18 protein-coding genes and 1 riboswitch are annotated in these 20888 nt (G+C 69.6%); of the genes, 3 read left to right on the forward strand and 15 right to left on the reverse strand.

Translation table 11 applies throughout. The annotated features are described in order from the left end of the window. Positions 1 to 11 precede the first annotated feature (11 nt). The 3 genes from Sri02f_RS11350 to Sri02f_RS11360 form a co-directional block, all read right to left on the reverse strand. Positions 12 to 776 carry a carbohydrate ABC transporter permease gene (locus tag Sri02f_RS11350; protein WP_245970598.1) on the reverse strand — a complete coding sequence of 255 codons (765 nt, stop codon included), beginning with the start codon at positions 774 to 776 and terminating at the stop codon, positions 12 to 14. 134 nt (positions 777 to 910) lie between these two features. Then, positions 911 to 1909: a carbohydrate ABC transporter permease gene (locus Sri02f_RS11355; RefSeq protein WP_109000963.1), complete on the reverse strand. Its 999-nt coding sequence runs from the start codon at positions 1907 to 1909 to the stop codon at positions 911 to 913. A gap of 6 nt (positions 1910 to 1915) precedes the next feature. Beyond that, positions 1916 to 3208 (reverse strand): extracellular solute-binding protein, encoded by a 1293-nt coding sequence (locus tag Sri02f_RS11360; RefSeq protein ID WP_109000964.1) that lies wholly within the window; start codon positions 3206 to 3208, stop codon positions 1916 to 1918. A gap of 418 nt (positions 3209 to 3626) precedes the next feature. Between Sri02f_RS11360 and Sri02f_RS11365 the strand changes: the two genes are divergently transcribed. Both Sri02f_RS11365 and Sri02f_RS11370 read left to right on the forward strand, forming a co-directional pair. Next, positions 3627 to 5588: an APC family permease gene (locus Sri02f_RS11365; protein ID WP_109000965.1), complete on the forward strand. Its 1962-nt coding sequence runs from the start codon at positions 3627 to 3629 to the stop codon at positions 5586 to 5588. Positions 5589 to 5750: 162 nt separating this feature from the next. Further along, a complete protein-coding gene (locus Sri02f_RS11370; protein ID WP_109000966.1) occupies positions 5751 to 6170 on the forward strand; it encodes a TOBE domain-containing protein in 420 nt (139 codons plus the stop codon). 239 nt (positions 6171 to 6409) lie between these two features. On the opposite strand, the gene gcvP is transcribed toward Sri02f_RS11370, so the two are convergent. Further along, positions 6410 to 9295: an aminomethyl-transferring glycine dehydrogenase gene (gcvP, locus tag Sri02f_RS11375; protein ID WP_109000967.1), complete on the reverse strand. Its 2886-nt coding sequence runs from the start codon at positions 9293 to 9295 to the stop codon at positions 6410 to 6412. 185 nt (positions 9296 to 9480) lie between these two features. Further along, positions 9481 to 9576: riboswitch (glycine riboswitch) on the reverse strand. Between the two features lie 112 nt (positions 9577 to 9688). Here gcvP and Sri02f_RS11380 point away from each other — a divergent pair. Next, positions 9689 to 10060 (forward strand): PRC-barrel domain-containing protein, encoded by a 372-nt coding sequence (locus Sri02f_RS11380; protein WP_174855624.1) that lies wholly within the window; start codon positions 9689 to 9691, stop codon positions 10058 to 10060. Between the two features lie 4 nt (positions 10061 to 10064). Here Sri02f_RS11380 and Sri02f_RS11385 read toward each other — a convergent pair whose 3' ends face one another. The 11 genes from Sri02f_RS11385 to clsA all read right to left on the reverse strand — a co-directional run bounded on the left by Sri02f_RS11385 (position 10065) and on the right by clsA (position 20779). Further along, positions 10065 to 10526 carry a nucleotidyltransferase domain-containing protein gene (locus Sri02f_RS11385; protein ID WP_109000969.1) on the reverse strand — a complete coding sequence of 154 codons (462 nt, stop codon included), beginning with the start codon at positions 10524 to 10526 and terminating at the stop codon, positions 10065 to 10067. A gap of 122 nt (positions 10527 to 10648) precedes the next feature. Continuing rightward, on the reverse strand, positions 10649 to 12079 hold the full coding sequence (locus tag Sri02f_RS11390; protein WP_174855625.1) for a DNA polymerase IV: 1431 nt from the start codon (positions 12077 to 12079) through the stop codon (positions 10649 to 10651). Between the two features lie 68 nt (positions 12080 to 12147). Further along, entirely contained in the window at positions 12148 to 12831 is a 684-nt protein-coding gene (locus Sri02f_RS11395; protein WP_174855626.1) for a MerR family transcriptional regulator, read from the reverse strand. A gap of 244 nt (positions 12832 to 13075) precedes the next feature. Beyond that, positions 13076 to 13549, reverse strand: coding sequence for a bifunctional nuclease family protein (locus tag Sri02f_RS11400; protein WP_004934251.1), 474 nt, complete (start codon positions 13547 to 13549; stop codon positions 13076 to 13078). Positions 13550 to 13633: 84 nt separating this feature from the next. After that, complete coding sequence (gene ftsR / locus Sri02f_RS11405) at positions 13634 to 14371, reverse strand: transcriptional regulator FtsR (RefSeq protein ID WP_109000971.1); 738 nt, start codon at positions 14369 to 14371, stop codon at positions 13634 to 13636. Between the two features lie 44 nt (positions 14372 to 14415). Beyond that, positions 14416 to 15192, reverse strand: coding sequence for a zinc-ribbon and FHA domain-containing protein (locus tag Sri02f_RS11410; protein WP_245970593.1), 777 nt, complete (start codon positions 15190 to 15192; stop codon positions 14416 to 14418). Between the two features lie 190 nt (positions 15193 to 15382). Next, on the reverse strand, positions 15383 to 16225 hold the full coding sequence (locus tag Sri02f_RS11415; protein ID WP_109000973.1) for a DUF881 domain-containing protein: 843 nt from the start codon (positions 16223 to 16225) through the stop codon (positions 15383 to 15385). A 5-nt stretch (positions 16226 to 16230) separates the two neighbouring features. Beyond that, positions 16231 to 16563: a small basic family protein gene (locus tag Sri02f_RS11420; RefSeq protein ID WP_020133151.1), complete on the reverse strand. Its 333-nt coding sequence runs from the start codon at positions 16561 to 16563 to the stop codon at positions 16231 to 16233. After that, positions 16560 to 17396 carry a DUF881 domain-containing protein gene (locus Sri02f_RS11425; protein WP_167467529.1) on the reverse strand — a complete coding sequence of 279 codons (837 nt, stop codon included), beginning with the start codon at positions 17394 to 17396 and terminating at the stop codon, positions 16560 to 16562. Before Sri02f_RS11425 ends, Sri02f_RS11420 begins: the two co-directional genes overlap by 4 nt. Before the next feature lie 166 nt (positions 17397 to 17562). After that, entirely contained in the window at positions 17563 to 20058 is a 2496-nt protein-coding gene (locus Sri02f_RS11430) for a mannose-1-phosphate guanyltransferase (RefSeq protein WP_109000975.1), read from the reverse strand. A 112-nt stretch (positions 20059 to 20170) separates the two neighbouring features. After that, positions 20171 to 20779, reverse strand: a complete 609-nt coding sequence (gene clsA / locus Sri02f_RS11435) for a cardiolipin synthase ClsA (protein ID WP_109000976.1) — start codon at positions 20777 to 20779, stop codon at positions 20171 to 20173. Positions 20780 to 20888: the final 109 nt, after the last annotated feature.

Below are 20888 nucleotides of genomic sequence, written 5' to 3' on the forward strand. Positions count from 1 at the left end.
GCGGGCGCGCGTCACCCCTTGGTGGCGCCGGCGGCGAGACCGCCGACGAGCTGACGCTCGGCGACGGAGTAGAAGGCCAGGGCCGGGACCATGGCGAGGACGAGGTAGGCGAACACGCGCGCGTACTCGGCGGAGTACTGGCCCTGGAACTGCTGCACGCCGATCGGGACGGTCCACCAGGTGGGCTCGTTGAAGACCAGCAGCGGCAGGAGGAAGTTGTTCCAGCTGCCGACGACGGCGAGCACGGACACCGTGCCGAGGGCCGGCCTGGCCATGGGCAGCAGGACCCGCCAGAAGAAGCCGAAGGGCCCGCAGCCGTCCAGGGTGGCCGCCTCCTCCAGCTCGGCCGGGATCTCCCGGAAGAAGCCGCGCAGGATGACGATGGTCACCGGCAGTCCGAACGCCGCCTGCGGCAGGATCACGCCGAGCGGGTTGTCCAGCAGGCCGATGGAGCGCAACAGCAGGAACAGGGGCAGCGCCGCCACCGCGAACGGGAACATCAGCCCCATCGTGAACAGGGTGAACAGCACCTCGCGCCCGCGGAAGGCGAACCGGGCGAAGGAGAACGCGGCCAGCGCCGACACCGCGACGACCACCACGGTCGTCCCCACCGCGATGAGGGTGCTGCTGCCGACCAGCCGCCAGAACGAGCCGGAGCCCAGGATGTCGGTGTAGTTGGAGGGGACCCACGGGTCGGGCAGGCCGATGGGGTTGCGGGAGAGCTGGTCGGTGGACTTGAAGCCGGACAGCACGGCGTAGACGAGCGGTACGGCCATCACCGCGCCGGCGATCACGAGCACCAGGTGCAGCGGAAGGGTCCGCCCGGCCCGGCCGCCCCCGCGGGCGCTGCGGTCGCTCCGGCGGGAGCCCCGGTCGGCCCCGCGGGCGGCGGGACCGGTCTTGACGACGCTCACGAGCCGCCTCCTCGCATGGTCGTGGTGGCGCCCTGGAGGTCGCGGCGGAGCACGAACCGCTGGTAGGCGAGGGCGAAGACGAGGCAGATGCCGAACATCGCCACGCTGATCGCGCTGGCGTATCCGACCTGGTACCGCTTGAAGCCGTACTGGAACATGGTCACGGCCATGGTCTCGGAGTGGTGGTCGGGCCCGCCCGCGGTGATGACCCACACCAGGTCGAAGAGCTGGATCGCGCCGATGACGGACAGGAACACGCTGATGCGCAGGGTCGGCGCGAGCAGCGGCAGGGTGACGTTGCGGAAGCGCTGCCAGGGGCCCGCCCCGTCGATCAGGGCCGCCTCGGTCAACTCGGCCGGGACGGACTGGAGTCCGGCCAGGTAGAGCATCATGTGGAAGCCGAAGTACTTCCATGTCATGACCAGGAAGAGGGTGGCCATCACGGTGGAGGGATCGGCGAACCACTGCCCGCCGACCCCGTCCAGACCGACCGCCCCCAGCACGTGGTCGGCGAGGCCGTCGTCCGGGGCGAAGATCATGCTGAACAGCACGCCGGTGATCGCCTCGGAGAGGATGTACGGCGCGAAGAACAGCATCCGGTACACGGCCCGGCCGCGGATGCGCTGGTTGAGCGCGACGGCCAGGGCGAGCGCGAACGGCAGTTGCAGGGCGAGCGAGAGGCCCACCAGGAGCAGGCAGCGCCACAGGTCGCCGAGGAACACCGGGTCCTGGAAGAGACGGGTGAAGTTGTCGCCGCCGACGAAGTCCTCGGGCATGCCGAAGCCGCCCCAGCGGAAGAACGCGGCGTAGAGCGCGAACAGCATGGGCAGCAGCACCAGCGTGCCGAACAGCACCAGCGCGGGCGCCTGGAAGGCGACGGCGGTGAGCCAGTGCAGCGCCCGCCGCCGCGCCCGTCCCCGGCCCGCGGCGGCGACGGGATGCGCGGGTGTGATGTCCGGACCGCTGCGCTTGTCCGGGAGGAAGGTGGAGGTCATCGCCGACTACTGCTCTTCCTTCGCGACCTTGGTGATCGACTGGGCGACCTGCTGAGGCGACTTCGAACCGGCGATCAGGGCGGCGACGCTGTCGTTGACCTCCTGGCCGAGTGCGGGCGCGTACGCCTGGTCCAGGTAGAGCTGGAAGCCGGTGGCGCCCTTCAACTGCGCCTGCACGGCCTTGATGTTGGGGTCGGTGAGGGCGCTCTCCGCGGCCGGGACGACGGGCAGCGTGCCGGTCTTCTTGACCAGGGTGGTGTCCGTGGCGGCGGAGGCGAAGAACTTCAGGAAGTCGACGGCCGCCTGCGGGGCGTCCTTGCGCAGCGCGTGCCCGCCTCCTCCGCCGAACACCTCGGTGATCACGCCCTTGCCGCCGTCGACCGCCGGGAACGGGAAGAAGCCGAGGTTCGCGCCGAGCCCCTTGCCCGCGTCGGCCTCCACGACCGGCGCCCACTGGCCCATGAGTTCCATCGCCGCCTTGCCGTTGCCGACGGCGGCGGCCTGACCCGTGGGGCTGGAGTAGGCGGCGCCGAGGTAGCCCTTCTGGAACGGCTGCAGGTCGACGAGGTCCTGCAGGTGCTGTCCGGCCTGGACGAACCCGTCCCCGGTGAAGTCCTTGTCGTCGCCCGCCTTGCGCAGGGCGTCGACGCCCGCGGTGCGCATCGCGAGATACGCCCAGTAGTACATGCCCGGCCACTTCTCCTTGCCGGCCAGGGCGAGCGGGGTGATCCCGGCGGCCTTCAGCTTGCGCACGGCGTCGAGGAAGCCGCTCCAGGTGGTGGGGGGTCCGGCGACGCCGGCCTGCTTGAAGAGCGCCTTGTTGTACCAGAATCCGATCATGCCGATGTCGAACGGGATGCCGTACGCCTTGTCGTCGATCAGATACGGCTGCCGGGCCACCGACAGCAGGCCCTCGGACCAGTCCTTCGTCCGGTCGGTGAGGTCCTCGACGAGCCCGGCGTCGACCTGCTGCCGCAGGACGCCGCCGCCCCAGGTGTGAAAGATGTCGGGGAGCTTCCCGGATGCGGTCAGCGCCGTCATCTTCGACTTGTAGGCGTCGTTCTCCAGCTGAACGATCTTCACCTTGACCTTGGGGTTCTGCGCCTCGAACTGCTTGGCCAGCGCCGCCCAGACGTCCTTCGTCGGCTGAGTGGTGGAGATGTTCCACCACTCGATGGTGGTCGTCCCCGACGACCCTCCGTCCGAGTCGCCGCCGCAGGCGCTCAGTGCCGTCATGCTGAGACCGGCCGCGGCGGAGGCCGCCAGGAAGCCGCGGCGGGAGAGTGCCGGGTCGCCCATCATGCGCTCCTTGATAGATCGAAAGTTTCGAACCAGATCCAGAAAGCTTCGCTGCTGCCGCACCCTAGAGATACCCTCCGACGGGTGGCAACCCCTTGAACACAGGCAATCCGGGGGTCAGTTCAAAGAAGAAGGCCAGACGCGGGCCTTGATCACATCGAAACATTCGGGTTCTTCGGCGAACATTACGAAGGCGGGGCACCATCGAAAGCCCGACCGGCCGGATCCGCTCCCCACGCGGCGTGACGCTGAGTGTTCCGGCTACCGGTCCCGACCGGCCCTCGGCCAGTCTTAACGGAAGCTTGACGCCCTCCGGTCCCCCATCCGCGGGCCCGAGCGTCACTCTCCGCTTACGCTGATGCCGCCGTCCGCGTGATGGCCGAAACCACACGCCGAGCCGCACCTCTGGAGCACGCCGATGGCCACCGCCGAACATCCCCCTCCGCCCGGCCGTCTGCGCGCCTGGATGCTGCAGGGCCTGTCCGACATGGGCAGGGGACACGGCTCTCAGGAGTCGGACACCGGGTCAGAGGCACGTCCCGACCTCCAGGGACAGCGCTGGTACCGGGTCATGTGCCTGACGGGCGTCGACTACTTCTCGACCCTCGGGTACCAGCCGGGCATCGCCGCTCTCGCGGCCGGCCTGCTCTCCCCCGTGGCCACCGTCGTGCTGGTGGTCGTCACCCTGGCGGGCGCCCTGCCCGTCTACCGGCGGGTGGCCGAGGAGAGCCCGCACGGCGAGGGCTCGATCGCGATGCTGGAGCGGCTGCTGTCCTTCTGGAAGGGCAAGCTGTTCGTGCTGACCCTGCTGGGTTTCGCCGCCACCGACTTCCTGATCACCATCACCCTGTCCGCGGCCGACGCCTCGACCCACCTCGTCGAGAACCCGCACCTGACCGCCGCCCTGCACGACCGGCAGATGGTGATCACCCTCGTCCTGGTGGCCCTGCTCGGCGCGGTGTTCCTCAAGGGCTTCCTGGAGGCCGTCGGCGTCGCCGTCGCCCTGGTGGCGGTCTACCTCGCCCTTAACGCCGTCGTCGTCGCCGTCGGCCTGTGGCACGTGCTCACCGAGGGCCATGTGGTCACCGACTGGGCCGGCGCCCTGACCGCCGAGCACGGCAACGTCTTCGCGATGATCGGCGTCTCCCTGCTGGTCTTCCCCAAACTCGCCCTCGGCCTGTCCGGCTTCGAGACCGGCGTCGCGGTCATGCCCCACGTCCAGGGCGACCCCGACGACACGGCGGAGAACCCCCGGGGCCGTATCCGGGACACGAAGAAGCTGCTGACGACGGCCGCCCTGATCATGAGCGTCTTCCTGATCGCCACCAGCTTCATCACCACGGTGCTGATCCCGGAGAAGGAGTTCGAGCCCGGCGGCAAGGCCAACGGACGCGCCCTCGCCTACCTTTCCCACGAGTACCTGGGCAACGCCTTCGGCACGGTCTACGACGCCTCGACGATCGCCATCCTCTGGTTCGCCGGCGCCTCCGCGATGGCCGGGCTGCTCAACCTGATGCCCCGCTACCTCCCCCGCTACGGCATGGCCCCGCACTGGGCCCGCGCCGTCCGCCCGATGGTCATCGTGTTCACCCTGATCGCCTTCCTGGTCACCTGGATCTTCGACGCCGACGTCGACGCCCAGGGCGGCGCCTACGCCACCGGCGTCCTGGTCCTGATGTCCTCGGCCGCGATCGCGGTGACCATCGCGGCCCGCCGGGCCGGGCAGCGGGGCTGGACGGCCGGTTTCGCCGTCGTCTCGGCGGTCCTGCTCTACGTCACCGTCGTGAACGTCATCGAGCGCCCCGACGGCGTGAAGATCGGCGCCTGCTTCATCGCCGGCATCATCCTCGTCTCCCTCCTGTCCCGGCTGGCCCGCGCCTTCGAGCTCCGCGTGACCGGGGTGACGCTGGACGACATGGCGGAACGTTTCATCCGGGACATGGCCAGCCGCAAGATACGGTTCATCGCCAACGAGCCCGACCAGCGCGACAAGGCCGAGTACCGCGACAAGATCGAGCAGATCCGCCAGGACAACGACATCCCCGGCGAGGACTTCGTCTTCGTCGAGGTCACCGTCGTGGACCCGTCCGAGTTCGAGGCGGGCCTGACCGTCCGCGGCGAGGTCCTGCACGGCCGCTACCGCGTCCTGACCCTGGAGTCCTCCTCCATCTCCAACGCCCTCGCCGCGCTGCTGCTGCACACCCGTGACACCACCGGGTGCATCCCGCACATCTACTTCGAGTGGACCGAGGGCAATCCGTTCGCGAACTTCCTGCGGTTCTTCCTCTTCGGCCAGGGCGAGGTCGCCCCGGTCACCCGGGAGGTGCTGCGCGAGGCGGAACCCGACCGCACCCGCCGCCCCCGCGTCCACACCGGCTGACGCCCGGAGCGGACGACCCGAGAATTCGATGAACCGGTACGTCGACCGTCGGCACCGCCCCCGTGCGGACCGGCCCGCAGGCACCCGCCCGGACCGGGAGCGACCACGGCACAGAAGCCCATATACCAGACATAAGCCACCGCGGGCCCTACCGTGACGCTCATGACCCTGAGCATCCGCAACCAACTCCCCGGCACCGTGATCGCCGTCCAGACCGGCGAGGTCATGGCCACCGTCAGGATCCGCCTCGACGGGGGCCAGGACATCATGGCGGCCATCACCCTGGAGGCCGCGAACCAGCTCGGTCTCGCCCCGGGCACCGCCGTGCACGCCCTGGTGAAGTCGACGGAGGTGGCCCTGGCCGCCGGCCAGGTCGCCGGACTCTCGATCCGCAACCGGCTCCCCGGCACGATCACGGGCCTCACGATCGGCGAGGTCATGGCCTCGGTGAAGATCACCCTGGACGGCGGCCAGCTCACCGCGGTGATCACCAAGGAGGCGGCGGTCGATCTGGGGCTCTTCGTGGGCTCCGACGTCGTGGCGCTGATCAAGGCGACGGAGGTGGCCGTGGCGACGGCTTAGAGCGCGCGGGACCGCGCCCGCGGAGCAGGACCGCCCGCCCACCGGTCAGGGCAAGGACGCCTTCGCACCGCCCCGGGGCAGACGGCCGCCCCTCCGGGCACGGGAACCGTGGGACGACATCCGCAGGCCCCGTGACTCACGAGCCGGGCGGGATCCCGCTCGCGGACGGACCAGGCCACCGGCCCCGGAAACGACCGCAGGGCCCCCCGACGGAGGGGCCCTGCGGTCGTCACGCTCGCTCAGTCCTCGTACGCGTCCAGCGGCGGGCACGAGCAGACCAGGTTCCGGTCGCCGAAGGCCTGGTCGATCCGGCGCACCGGCGGCCAGTACTTGTCGTCGGCCGACACCCCGGCCGGGAAGACGGCCTCCTCACGTGTGTACGCGTGCTCCCACTCCCCGCCGAGGGCCGCCGCGGTGTGCGGGGCATGGTGGAGCGGGTTGTCCTCGGCCGGCCACTCGCCCGAGCCGACCTTCTCGATCTCCGCGCGGATCGCGATCATCGCGTCGCAGAACCGGTCCAGCTCGATCAGGTCCTCGGACTCGGTCGGCTCGATCATCAGCGTCCCGGCCACCGGGAACGACATCGTCGGCGCGTGGAACCCGTAGTCGATCAGCCGCTTGGCGACGTCGTCCACGCTCACGCCGGTCGCCTTCGTCAGCGGCCGCAGGTCGATGATGCACTCGTGCGCGACCAGTCCGCCCGGCCCGTTGTAGAGCACCGGGTAGTGCGGCTCCAGCCGCTTGGCGATGTAGTTGGCGCTGAGCACCGCCACCTGGGTGGCCCGCTTGAGGCCCTCGCCGCCCATGAGCCGCACATAGGCCCAGGAGATCGGCAGGATCCCCGCGGAACCCCAGGGAGCCGCCGAGATCGGCCCCACACCGGTCTCCGGTCCGGCAGCGGGCTGCAACGGGTGGTTGGGCAGATAGGGCGCGAGGTGGGACCGTACGGCGACCGGGCCGACGCCCGGACCGCCGCCGCCGTGCGGGATGCAGAACGTCTTGTGCAGGTTCAGGTGGGAGACGTCCCCGCCGAAGTGTCCCGGCTTGGCCAGGCCGACCAGCGCGTTGAGGTTCGCGCCGTCGACGTACACCTGGCCGCCGGCCTCGTGCACCTGGGCGCAGATGTCGGCGACGTGCTCCTCGAACACCCCGTGCGTCGACGGGTAGGTGATCATCAGCACCGCGAGCTCGTCCCGGTGCTTCTCGATCTTCGCGCGGAGGTCCTCGACGTCGATCTCGCCGTCCTCGGCGGTCTTCACGACGACGACCTTCATGCCCGCCATCACGGCACTGGCCGCGTTGGTCCCGTGCGCGGAGGACGGGATCAGGCACACCGTGCGCTGCTCGTCCCCGTTGCCCCTGTGGTACCCGCGCACGGCGAGCAGCCCGGCCAGCTCGCCCTGCGACCCGGCGTTCGGCTGCAGGGACACCTTGTCGTACCCGGTGACCTCGGCGAGCCGGTCCTCCAGCTCACCGATGAGCGTCAGATAGCCCTGCGCCTGCTCGGCCGGCGCGAAGGGGTGCATCTGCCCGAACTCGGGCCAGGTGACCGGCTCCATCTCCGTGGTCGCGTTGAGCTTCATGGTGCACGAGCCCAACGGGATCATGCCCCGGTCGAGCGCGTAGTCCCGGTCGGCGAGGCGGCGCAGGTAGCGCAGCATCGCGGTCTCGGAGCGGTACTGGTGGAAGACGGGATGCGTCAGGATCGCGTCGGACCGCAGCAGGCCGGCGGGCAGGGCGTCCTCGGTCGCCGCGTCGAGCGCCTCGATGTCGCCGTCGACGCCGAACGCGGCCCACACCGCTGCCACCTGGGCCCGCGCGGTGGTCTCGTCACAGGAGACCGACACGTGGTCGGCGTCGACGAGATGCAGGTTCACCCCGCGCTCGCGCGCGCCGGCGACGACCTCGGCGGCCTTCGCCGGCACCCGCACGGTCAGCGTGTCGAAGTAGGAGCCGTGCACGACCTCCACCCCGCCGGCGCGCAGCCCGGCGGCCAGGACGGTGGCGTACCGGTGCGTGCGCCGGGCGATGGCCCGCAGCCCGTCGGGCCCGTGGTAGACCGCGTACATCCCGGCCATCACCGCGAGCAGCACCTGCGCCGTGCAGATGTTGCTGGTGGCCTTCTCCCGCCGGATGTGCTGCTCACGCGTCTGCAGCGCGAGCCGGTAGGCCTTGTGCCCGTCCGCGTCCACGGACACGCCCACGAGCCGACCGGGCAGGCTGCGGGCGAACTTCTCATGGACGGCCATGTAGCCGGCGTGCGGCCCGCCGAAGCCCATCGGCACGCCGAACCGCTGGGTGGTGCCGACGGCGATGTCGGCCCCCAGCTCGCCCGGCGACTTCAGCAGCGTCAGCGCGAGCAGGTCCGCCGCGACCGTGACGAGCGCACCGAGCCCGTGCGCCTGGTCGACGAGCGCCCTGAGATCACGTACGGCGCCCGAGGCCCCGGGATACTGCACCAGCACGCCGTTGATCTCGCGCTCGGCGATCTCCGCCGGGATGCCGTCGCTCAGGTCGGCGACGACGACCTCCACGCCGGTCGGCTCGGCACGGGTCTCGATCACGGCGATGGTCTGCGGCAGCGCATCCGCGTCGACGAGGAAGAGGCCCTTCTTGTTCTTCCCCATCCGAAGCGAAAGAGCCATCGCCTCGGCGGCGGCCGTGCCCTCGTCCAGCAGCGACGCACCGGAGGTCGGCAGACCCGTCAGGTCGGCGACCATGGTCTGGAAGTTCAGCAGCGCCTCCAGCCGGCCCTGCGAGATCTCCGGCTGGTACGGCGTGTAGGCCGTGTACCAGGCAGGGTTCTCCATGACGTTGCGCAGGACGACGGGCGGCGTGAACGTGCCGTAGTAGCCGAGCCCGATCATCGAGTCGAGGACCTGGTTGCGATCGGCCAGCGAGCGCAGCTCGGCCAGCACCTCGGCCTCGGTGCGCGCGCCCGGCAGGTCCAGCGCGTCGGCGTTCTTGATCACGTCCGGGACCGCGGCGGCCGTGAGCTCGTCGAGCGAGCCGTAGCCCACGTGCGCGAGCATCTTGGCCTGCGCCTCGTGATCGGGTCCGACATGGCGCTGCTCGAAGGGGATTCCCTGCTCGAGTTCGGAGAGTGGAATGCGATGGGCGGTCATTACGGAGGCCTCCTGGTCTGACACGACCTTCGTGGGTCACCATGGCGCGGGTACCCGGACGGCCTCCCCCTCTGTCATCTCAACCTGAGAGCTTCACCGGCCGCCCGAAGGACGCCCGGCTTTCACCGTCGGTGAGAGCGGAGACCGTCGACGCCGTCGGTACCCGCTCTGCTTTCCAGAGTGACCTCGTCCGTGCGGTACGTGGGCCTGAGAGATTCCGGGGAGGATTTGCTCCTTCGGCGCCTCCGACGGTGGTCGGAGGACTCTCCCGCACGGGGTCAGCAGCCGTTGTCAGACTACCAGCGAGGTCAACATCACCCTCTCGAGTGGCCGCCGATCCCATTGTGCTCTTTTGTAGTGCTAACGGATGAGTTGCGACCCAGTGGAGGGCCCGTGCAGACCGACATCGATCCGCGCAACCTGATCGGCCGCAAGGCGTTCGACCGCAATGGCACCAAGATCGGCACCGTCGACGAGGTCTACCTGGACGACGCGACCGGCGTTCCGGAGTGGGCGGCCATACGCACGGGCCTGTTCTCCCGCGACGCCTTCGTGCCCCTGGAGCCCAGTGAGCTGGTCGAGGGCGCCCTGCGCATCCCCTTCGACCGGGCACTGATCAAGGACGCCCCGGACTTCGGCGTGGGCCGCCACCTCTCTCCGGAGCAGGAACTCCAGCTCTACCACCACTACGGTCTCGACCTGGGCGTCCCTCCCCCGCTCCCCGACCACGACTTCGGCCGGCTGGCGGGCACGGACGACGGCTGAGCCCTCAGGCGCAGGCCCGTATCAGCGCCCCCAGAATCCCGGACGGGTCGTGCAGCGGCCGGGCTCCGTCCGTGACGACTCTTCGCGTGCCGGCGTCGACCGGATCCGTCCCCGCCCAGGCAGTGGATCCGACGCACATCTCCACCTCCAGGCCCGACGCGGTGACGTGCCGCCATTCGGTGAGCGGCCCCCAGGCCCGGACCCGCACCACCTCTCCCAGGGACAGCTCCCGCAGCCAGGTCTCGTCGGCCGCGTACCGGTCGTGAGCCGTGGACAGCAGCAGGAGATCGACGTCCGAGTCGGGCCGCGCCTCCCCCCGCGCGCAGGACCCGACGAGCAGCAACCCCGCCACGTCGCTCCGGTCGGCGGCCCACCGGGTGACCCGGTCCATCACCGAGTTCATCTCGGCCGCCCGCTCCGGTGAGACTCCGACCCGCTCCGCGAACCGGTCTGCGTCGACGTTCATCCAGCTCCCCCTCCGCTGTCGGCCCGCCCCGCCAGGCATCGCCGTCACTTCCGAATCCCACGGCACAGCCCGCACGCCTTCCGGGCTGCTCCACCCATCTCACTCTATGTAACTGACCGGCTTCACCGGGAGTTCCCGGATTTCCCGGATCGCCATCCCGTGAGGCCGATGTCCGGACCCGTGACGCCGGTCGCCGTCGCCGGCCCGTCGCCCGCGTCAGGTCTTCGCCGCACCAGCGGCAGCGGATCCGCCGGCTCCAGCCCCGGATCGTCGGTCCGGAACGTCCGCACCCGCCCCGGCTCCGACTCGGGCGTCTCGAAACGCACCGTCACCCGGCCGAGGCCGCTGCCCTGCACCCACCCGTGCCCCAGCTCGGCATGGCGCACTTCGTGCCCGGGCCGCCACTGGCGCTCAACCGGCGCCGGCGCCTCGACGACGGGCTCGCCCACCGGCTCCTCCTCGGATCCGGCCGAGCGCTTCTCCGCGGCCTGGGCGAACAGGTCCTCCTGGGTGAAGTCGGCCAGACCGCTGACGCCGACGCCCAGCAGCCGCACCCCACCGGTCGTGTCCACGGCGTCCAGCAGCCGGGCCGCCGCTTCCCGGATCACCGCGGGATCGTCGGTCGGCCCCCGCAGCGTCTCGGACCGGGTGAGCGTGGAGAAGTCGTAGCGCCGCACCTTCAGCACGATCGTCCGCCCGGACAGAGCCGCCTGCCGCAGCCTGCGCACACACCGGTCCGCGAGCCGCCGCACCTCCAGCTCGACCCGCACCCGGTCATGGATGTCCACGTCATAGGTGTCCTCGACCGACACGGACTTCGTCTCGCGCTCGGCCACCACAGGCCGGTCGTCCCTCGCGAGCGCCATGGCGTACAGGGCGTGCCCGTGGGCCTTTCCCACCAGCCGCACCAGCTCGTCCTCACCGGCCTCGGCGATCTCGTCGACCGTGGTGATCCCGGCGCGCCGGAGATGGTCCCCCGTGGCCGGGCCGACGCCCGGCAGCGTGCGCACCGACATCGGCCCGAGCATCGCCCGCTCGGTGCCCGGCTCGATCAGCACCAGTCCGTCGGGCTTCGCCTGCTCCGACGCGATCTTCGCGAGCATCTTGCAGCAGGCCAGGCCCACCGAGCCCGTCAGGCCGGTCACCGCCCGTATGTCCCCGCGCAGCCGGATGCCGGCCAGCCGGGCCGACTCGCTGTCCCAGGCCGCCTCCCCGGCCTCCAGGTCCACGAACGCCTCGTCCAGGCTCAGCGGCTCGACCAACGGCGAAAGCGCCCGCAGCAGCCCCATCACCTGGTCGCTGATCGACCGGTAGAACGCGAAGCGCGGAACGAGATAGGCGGCGTTGGGGGCCAGGCGGCGCGCCTGGGCCATCGGCATCGCCGAGTGCACCCCGAAGACACGCGCCTCGTAGGAGGCGGTGGCCACCACCCCGCGCGGCCCGAGACCACCCACGACCACGGCTTTCCCGCGCAGACTCGGCTTGGACGCCTGCTCCGCCTGGGCGAAGAAGGCATCCATGTCGAGATGCAGGATCGTGGGCGCGTTTCTCACACGTCCGATGCTGCACCACACCACTGACAACGGCGTTCCACCGTCGCTGCCGACGCCCGGGAAGGGCGTCAGACCGCCCGGTTGCGCCGACGCGCCAGCTCGTCCGCCGGGTTGTGCCCGACCAGCGTCTCCCCGGTGTCCACACGCTCCCCGTGCAGCTGCGACAGCGCGCTCTCCACGTCCCGCCACACCACGCCCACGGCGATGCCGAAGACACCCTGCCCGCCCTGGAGCAGGGCGTGGACCTCGTCCGGCGACGTGCACTCGTACACCGTGGCGCCGTCGCTCATCAGCGTCATGCGCTCCAGGTCGCTGAACCCGCGCTCGCGCAGATGCTGGACGGCGCCGCGGATGTTCTGCAGCGACACCCCGGTGTCGAGGAACCGCTTGACGATCTTCAGGACGACGACGTCCCGGAAGCTGTACAGCCGCTGGGTGCCGGAACCGTGCGCGGGCCGCACGCTCGGCTCGACGAGCCCGGTGCGGGCCCAGTAGTCCAGTTGCCGGTAGGTGATGCCCGCGGCCGCACAGGCCGTCGGACCGCGATAGCCGATCTGCTCGCACGCCATGGACGTCGCCCCTCCGCTGCTCGGCACGGCCGCCGGTCGCTGCGGGGCGTGACCGGCCGCATCGCCCTGGTGCGGGTATCCCCCGCCCGGGCGCAACCGAGAGCTTGGGGGAGGGTACGGACCGCTTCCCCCGACACCGAGTCCGGGGGCACCCCCAGCCGTACCGTCGCCGCTGCTTCTCACGCCGACCTCCGTCCTTGACTGCCTTCTCGACGGTAGGCAGTCACCAGGGGTGCGTCAACGATCGCCACACTCGGCACGCCGAGTGATAATCACCCTAGGAGTGGTTTCCCGTGCCCCACCGCGGGGAAAGGCTAGCCGAATGCGCTGAGAACGAGCTGTAGGACGCTCTCAGTGGCCCCCGGCATTTGCCGGAAACGGAGCGGGCGCCCCGGTACGGGACGCCCTCTTCTCGTGTCTGCGCCGACTACTGGTTGCTGGTGCCGAAGTCCTCGGGCGAGATCTGGTCGAGGAACTCGCGGAACTTCTCCACCTCGTCCTCCTGCTCGTCCGGGATGGCGATCCCCGCGTCGTCAAGCACCGTGTCGCTGCCGTAGATCGGCGTTCCGGTGCGCAGCGCCAGCGCTATGGCGTCGGACGGACGCGCACTCACCTCGACCCCGCTGGCGAAGACCAGCTCCGCGTAGAAGACGCCCTCCCGCAGATCCGTGATGCGCACTTCCGTGAGCTCCTGACCGACGGCCTCCAGCACGTCCTTGAACAGATCGTGAGTCAGCGGCCGCGCGGGAGCCATGCCCTGCTGGGCGAAGGCGATCGCCGTCGCCTCGCCCGGTCCGATCCAGATGGGAAGGTAGCGGTCGCCTCCCACTTCGCGCAGCAGCACGATCGGTTGGTTGGAGGGCATCTCGACCCGGACACCTACGACATCGAGCTCGTTCACACAGCAACCCTAGGCCGTGCCCGGGACGTTTGGGTAGTCGGGCCGGGAACGGGTGACCGATCCCCCCTCGCCGCAACCGCCCGCTCAGGGCAGCCGCACCCCGAGCGCGGTCTGCACCAACGCCGCGTGCAGCCGCACCGTGAGCCCCGCGATCTCCTTGGTACGGGCCTCCGCGAGGGCCCTGGTCTGCGGATTGCGGTGCCGCTTCAGCGGAGCCACCACCTGGTCCACGAGTCCCGCCTCGCGGTCGGCGGCGGCCTTCATCACCCGCAGATGCCTCGGCTCGATCCCGAACCGGCCCAGCTCGGCGACGAGCGCGGCCACCGTGGCGGCCTCGGCGTCGTACACCCCGCCTTCCAGCGGCACGACAAGCCCGTACGACTCCCACTCCTCGAGTTCGCGCTCACCGATGCCCGCGGCCGCCAACAGCTCGGCACGACCGATCCGGGCGACCGTGGGGCCTTCCGAGGGCTCCAGCACGGCCTCGCCGTCCCGCTGCCGGCCCACGGTCGGCAGCGGCGCGGCCTCGCCCCGCTCCATGGCGTCCAGATGCTCACGGATGACCTTGAGCGGCAGATAGTGGTCCCGTTGCATCCTCAGCACGTGGCCGAGACGTTCGACGTCCCGTGTGCTGAACTTGCGGTACCCCGACGGGGTCCGCTGCGGCTCGACGAGCCCTTCCGACTCCAGGAAACGGATCTTGGAGATGGTCACTTCGGGAAACTCGTCGCGCAACGCGTTCAGCACCGCGCCGATGCTCATCGGGCCACCGTCCGCGGCGGCGGTGCCGTGTCCGGCACCGCCCCTCGGTGTTCGAAGCATGGACCTTCCCTGGGGAATCCCCCCGGGCAGAGCCCGGGGGCGGGTCAGTAGCCCTGCTGGCTCGCGTAGAAGACCAGCCGGTACTTTCCGATCTGCACCTCGTCACCGTTCGACAGAGCGACCTCGTCGATCCGCTCACGGTTGACGTAGGTGCCGTTCAGGCTGCCGACGTCCGCGACCCTGAACGTGCCGTCGGGGTTGCGGCGGAACTCCACGTGCCGACGCGAGACCGTCACGTCGTCCAGGAAGATGTCGCTCTGCGGGTGACGACCGGCCGTGGTCAGATCGCCGTCCAGCAGGAAGCGGCTGCCCGAGTTCGGGCCACGTCGCACCACCAGCAGCGCGGAACCCAGCGGCAGCGCGTCCACCGCGGCCTGCGCCTCGGGAGACAGCGCCGGCAACTGCGTCTGGCCGGTCACCTCCGCGTCGTAGGCCTCAAGGCCGGAAATGGAGATCGTGGAGGTCGTCTCCGACGCACGCTCGGGCACCAGCCCGGGACGAAGCGGCGCACCGCAGTTGGAGCAGAAACGGCTGTTCTCCGCGTTGCGGTTACCGCACCTCGTACACACCAGGGCTGACATAGGGGAAAACCCTCCACCCGCACTTGAGGTTGACGGTTGGCCGAAACCTATGCCGCCGGACTGTGCAGGGTCAACAGACGCCGCGCCCTGACCACCGGAAACGTCGCCGCCCGGACCACCCACCTGGTCCCTGAACAGCGGCCGCTCACCTTCCGCGTCGGGCTGTGCGCGATGACGAGCCGTCGCGTTGGCGTTGCCCTCTCGCGCGCTCTTGCCGAACAACTTCGCAAACAACTTCACGGGCGATTCCCCTTGACCGAAACAGACCCGCCCGTGGGGCAGGACGAACCCTGACTGATTACACCGGTCGACCCGGACACCTTCACAACGTCCGTGCCCACCAGACAGTTTCCACCACGCACCACCCGATCGGTGCGTCGACCCCCCGCAACCTCATGCCCCTGCCGGACGCCCGCCAAGCACTTCCGGTTCACCGGTCCGACGACCGAGCGTAGTCAGGCCGCTTCGCCGCTCGCAAGGCGTCCACGACGATCTTGCCGGACCGCTCGACGGTCACCGTGGCCTGCTCCTTCTCCAGAGTCTGCACCACGCCTCCCGGGATGTTCAGCGCCGGCTCGAGATCCTGCGGGTTGCCGATGACCTTGAAACGAAAAGGCGTGTTGATCTTGTTCCCGTCAACGCTCACGCCCTTCCCGGATTCCGTCAGGAACGTCCCGGCCACCACCCGCACGCCGTTCACCTGGATCGCCTCGGCCCCGGCCGCGCGCAGCTCCTGGATCGCGTCGAGCAGCATGTCCGCCTCGACCGTCCCCTTCGTGTCCTCGATGGTCATCGTGATGCCCGGCCCCTGCGCGGCGACCGTGCCCGCCAGGATGCCGAGTTGCCTCTCCTTCTCGACTGTCTGCTTGCGGGCCTCTTCCGCCTGGTCGGAGCTGTTCTCCAACTCCTGCCGCTGCTTCTCGAGACCCTGCTTCTCGTCCTCAAGACGCTGACTGCGGTCGCCGAGTTCATCGAGAATACGAACAAGATCTTCTTGACGCGCGCCGCGCAGGGCGTTCCCGCTGTCGCTGTTGGACGCGACCTGGACGGCCAGCCCGAAGCCGAGACCGAACAGCAGCACGGCGACGATGAGTTGGGCCCGGGTGACCCGCGGCGGCCAGAGCCCCTGGACCAGCCGCTGCCGACCGGTCGACGCGGGCTCGGCCGGCTCCGCGGCCGCGTCGTCCGCGGGCTCGGCCGCGGGGACCTCCTCGGGCAGCTCCTTGCGCAGCCGGTACTCGGGCGTCTCGTCGTTCTCGTCCTGGTTGCCCATGGCCGTCACGCCCGGAACACGTGCCGGCGGATCGCCGCGGCATTGGAGAAGATCCGGATTCCGAGGACGACCACCACACCGGTGGACAGCTGCGACCCCACGCCCAACTCGTCGCCCAGGAAGACGATCAACGCGGCCACCACCACGTTCGACAGGAACGACACCACGAACACCTTGTCGTCGAAGATGCCGTCGAGCATGGCCCGCAAGCCGCCGAACACGGCGTCCAGCGCCGCCACCACGGCGATCGGCAGATACGGCACGACGGCCGCCGGGACCTCGGGCTGGACCAACAGTCCGGCCACGACTCCCACGACGAGGCCCAGTACGGCGATCACGATGCGTCCTTCTCAGTTCTCGGCTGTGCTGTACGTACGATCACACTCGGTGCGGCGGGCAGCCGGACGTCGTCCACCACGGAGATGGCCGTCCGGATGCCGTAGTTCTCCTGCAGAGCGTTCAGATACAGCCCGTCCGCGCTGTCCTGGAACCTCGTGCTCAGGTTCTTCCCGTCCCCCACCGCCAGCACCGTGTACGGCGGCACCAGCGGCTTGTTGTCGACCAGTATCGCCTGACCCGCGGCTCTGATCGCCGACAGCGCCGTCAGCCGCTGTCCGTTGATCGAGACGGCCTCGGCGCCCGACGCCCACAGGCCGTTGACCACCCGCTGCATGTCGCGGTCCCGGACACGGCCGGTGTCAGAGAAACCCGCGGTCTCACGCGGACCGTTGCCGACGCCCGAGGTGGCCTCCTTGGCGTCGTCCACCACCAGTTTCACGCCAGGTCCGTGGACCTCGACCGCGCCGGCCAGGATTCCTACCAGATCCGTGCGCTTGCCGCCGCCGCTGTGTTCGAGCGCCTCCCGCTGCCGGGTGCTCACGTCGTCGCGCAGCTTGTCGACCGTGCCCTCGAGCGTGTCGGCCGCATCGGTCTCGCGGTCGATGCGGTCGATCAGCTCCTCGCGCTCCTTGGCGACGACGGGAGCGGCGACCCGCGCCTGCACCGCACCGACGGTGACCACCAGAGCAGCAAGCACCAGGCCCGCGGCCAGGACTAGCTTCGCCCCCACCGTCCTGGGCATGCCCCCCGCGCCGTCGGTCCGCTTCCGTGCGGCCGCCTCGGCGTAACCGTCGTCGAGGCTGTGATCCATGACGTTGGTGAGCAGCGACATGGACGCGTCCGGGCGCGACACGCGCGCGGGTGTGCTCCGAACGGGGGGCGGCTGCGGCATGCCGCACATCGTCGCACGTCGCGTCCAGTACCTCCGAACGGCCCCACGCGCGTGCCGGACGGGCCCCCTCGGGGACACGCGTCCGGCACGCGCGTGCGCGGACGGTTCAGCGGCCGGCGCTGTCCACGACCGCCGCCCACTCGTCGAGCAGGGCCTGCGCGGACGCGTCGTCCGGCCCCTCGGCCCACAGATGAGTGACGGCCTCCGCCGGATCGGGCAGCACCATCACCCAGCGTCCGTCGGTCTCCACCACGCGCACCCCGTCCGTGATGTCCACGAAGCGATCTCCGGCCGCTTCGACGACCCTGCGCATCACAAGCCCCTTGACGGCCCACGGGGTCGCGAGATCCCGCTTCAGGACGTGCGCCCGGGGGATGCGCGCGTCGATCTGGCTCAGGGTGAGCTGCGTCCGGGCCACGAGCCCGATCAGCCGCACGAAAGCCGCCGTGCCGTCGAAGACACTGCTGAACTCCGGGACGATGAACCCGCCCTTGCCGTCGCCGCCGAAAATGGTGGTCTCGTCCCGCCCGACCCGGGTGAGGTCGTCGGGCGAGGTCGTCGTCCACTCGACCTGGGTACCGTGATAGGCCGCGACCTGCTCGGCGATCCGCGTCGTCGTCACCGGCAGGGCGACCCGTCCGCTGCGCCGCTCGGCGGCCACCAGGTCGAGCAGCACCAGTAGCGCGCGGTCGTCCTCGATGATGCGCCCCTTCTCGTCGACGAGGGAGAGCCGCTCACCCACCGGGTCGAAGCGCACGCCGAACGCGGCACGCGAGGAGGCCACGATCTCCCCGAGCCGCACCATTCCGGACCGCCGCTGGTCGCCTGTCTCCGTCGGCCGAGCCTCGTTCAGACCGGGATTGATCGTGAGCGAGTCCACGCCGAGCTTGCCGAGGAGGCTCGGCAGCACCAGTCCGGCGCTGCCGTTGGAGGCGTCCACGACGACCTTCAAGCCGGATTCCGCGATCCCGGTCGTGTCCACGTTCCGCAGCAGCGATCCGGTGTACGAGTCGAAGACGCTGGCCGGGAAGTGCAGGTCCCCGATCTCTCCCGGGAACGCGCGTCGGTACTCCTGACGAGCGAACACCCGGTCCAGCTTTCGCTGACTGCCCTGCGACAGATCGGCGCCCTGGCCGTCGAAGAACATGATGTCGACGGAGTCCGGCACACCGGGCGAGGTCCGGATCATGATCCCGCCGGCGCTCCCGCGCGCGGTCTGCTGCCGCGCCACGGGCAGCGGGACGTTCTCCAGGTCCCGTACGTCGATGGCACTGGCCTGAAGCGCCGAGATCACGGCCCGCTTGAGCGCACGGGCGCCACGGGAGTGGTCACGGGCCGTGGTGACGGTGGACCCCTTCTTCAGCGTCGTGGCGTACGCGCCGGCGAGGCGCACGGCCAGCTCCGGCGTGATCTCGACGTTCAGGATGCCGGACACCCCACGTGCGCCGAAGAGGTGGGCCTGCCCACGGGACTCCCAGATCACCGAGGTGTTGACGAACGCACCGGCTTCGATGGTCTTGAAGGGATAGACCCGCACATTGCCCTGCACGATCGATTCTTCACCGATCAGGCACTCGTCGCCGATGACGGCGCCGTCCTCGATCCGGGCGGCCCGCATGACGTCGGTGTTCTTGCCCACGACGCAACCACGCAGATTGCTGTGCTCACCGACGTACACGTTGTCGTGAACGACGGCTTTGTGCAGGAAGGCACCGCTCTTCACGACGACGTTGGACCCGATGACCGAGTGTTCGCGGATTTCCGCGCCGGCCTCGACCTTCGCGTAGTCGCCGATGTAGAGCGGTCCGCGGAGCTCGGCGTCCGGGTGCACTTCTGCCCCTTCCGCGACCCACACGCCCGGCGAGATCTCGAAGCCGTCGATCTCGACGTCGACCTTGCCCTCCAGGACGTCCGCCTGGGCCTTCACATAGCTCTCGTGCGTGCCCACGTCCTCCCAGTAGCCCTCGGCGATGAAGCCGTAGACCGGCTTGCCCTCCTTCATCAGCTGCGGGAAGACGTCACCGGACCAGTCGACGGGCACGTCGGCCTCGACATAGTCGAAGACCTCGGGCTCCATGACGTAGATACCGGTGTTCACCGTGTCCGAGAAGACCTGGCCCCAGGTCGGCTTCTCCAGGAAGCGCTCGACCTTGCCCTCTTCGTCGACGATCGTGATGCCGAATTCCAGCGGATTCGGCACGCGCGTCAGGCAGACGGTGACCAGCGCCCCCTTTTCCTTGTGGAAGTTGATGAGCTCGGTGAGGTCGAAGTCGGTCAGGGCGTCACCGGAAATGACGAGGAAGGCGTCGTCCTTCAACGCCTCCTCCGCGTTCTTGACGCTTCCGGCGGTACCGAGTGGCTTCTCCTCGTTGGCATAGCTGAGCTCCATTCCGAGCTCTTCGCCGTCACCGAAGTAGTTCTTGACGAGCGATGCCAGGAACTGAACAGTTACGACGGTCTCATTGAGCCCATGCCTTTTGAGCAGCCTCAGAACGTGCTCCATGATCGGCCGGTTGGCCACCGGCAGGAGCGGCTTGGGCATGCTCGAGGTCATAGGGCGAAGGCGCGTGCCTTCGCCTCCGGCCATCACGACGGCCTTCATGTCGGAAGCGTCCTCCTAAAGAGACGACGGTCTAGCCGACTTCACCCGTCCAGATTGTCCCGCAGATTCACGCCGCAGGCCATCGAGCCACTGCTGCTGCCAATCGGCGAGGTCAGTCGGCCACAGCATCCGCACGAACGAGGCGGCGGACCTGTACCACGTACAGGACTCCTGCCCACCAGTACAGGGTTGTACCCCATCCTGCGAACGCCCATCCGAAAATAGCAGCCAGTGACGCCAACCACCCACTTCCGTCACTGAGCAGGAGCAGCGGGAAGGCGTACATCAGGTTGAACGTGGCGGCCTTCCCGAGGAAGTTCACCTGGGGCGGCGGATAGCCGTGTCGTCTGAGGATGCCCACCATCACCAGCAGAACCAGCTCTCGCGCAAGAAGTACGGCCGTCAACCACAGCGGGAGAATCTCCCGCCAGGTGAGGCCGACCAGGGTCGAGAGGATGTAGAGCCGGTCGGCTGCCGGGTCGAGGAGCCGGCCGAGGCTGCTGATCTGGTTCCAGCGTCGCGCGAGCTTGCCGTCCAGATAGTCGCTGACCCCGCTGAAAGCCAGCACGAGGAGGGCCCAGCCGTCGCTCTGCGGGCCTCCGAACTCAGGCCGGAGGATCAGCCACAGAAACAGGGGCACGCCGACGAGACGCGCCATGCTGAGGATGTTCGGGATGGTGAGCACCCGGTCTGTCTGAACACGGGTCTCCTGGACCTCCACCCGGGGGCCTCCAGTAGGAAATGAGCCAACGATGCCCCCTGACCCTACCCCAACGCAAAAAAGCTCTGGCCCTTGGGCTGTATGCCCAAGAGCCAGAGCTCTAAAAGGA

The organism is Streptomyces rishiriensis (genome assembly GCF_003112535.1).
Taxonomy (GTDB): Bacteria; Actinomycetota; Actinomycetes; order Streptomycetales; family Streptomycetaceae; genus Streptomyces; species Streptomyces rishiriensis.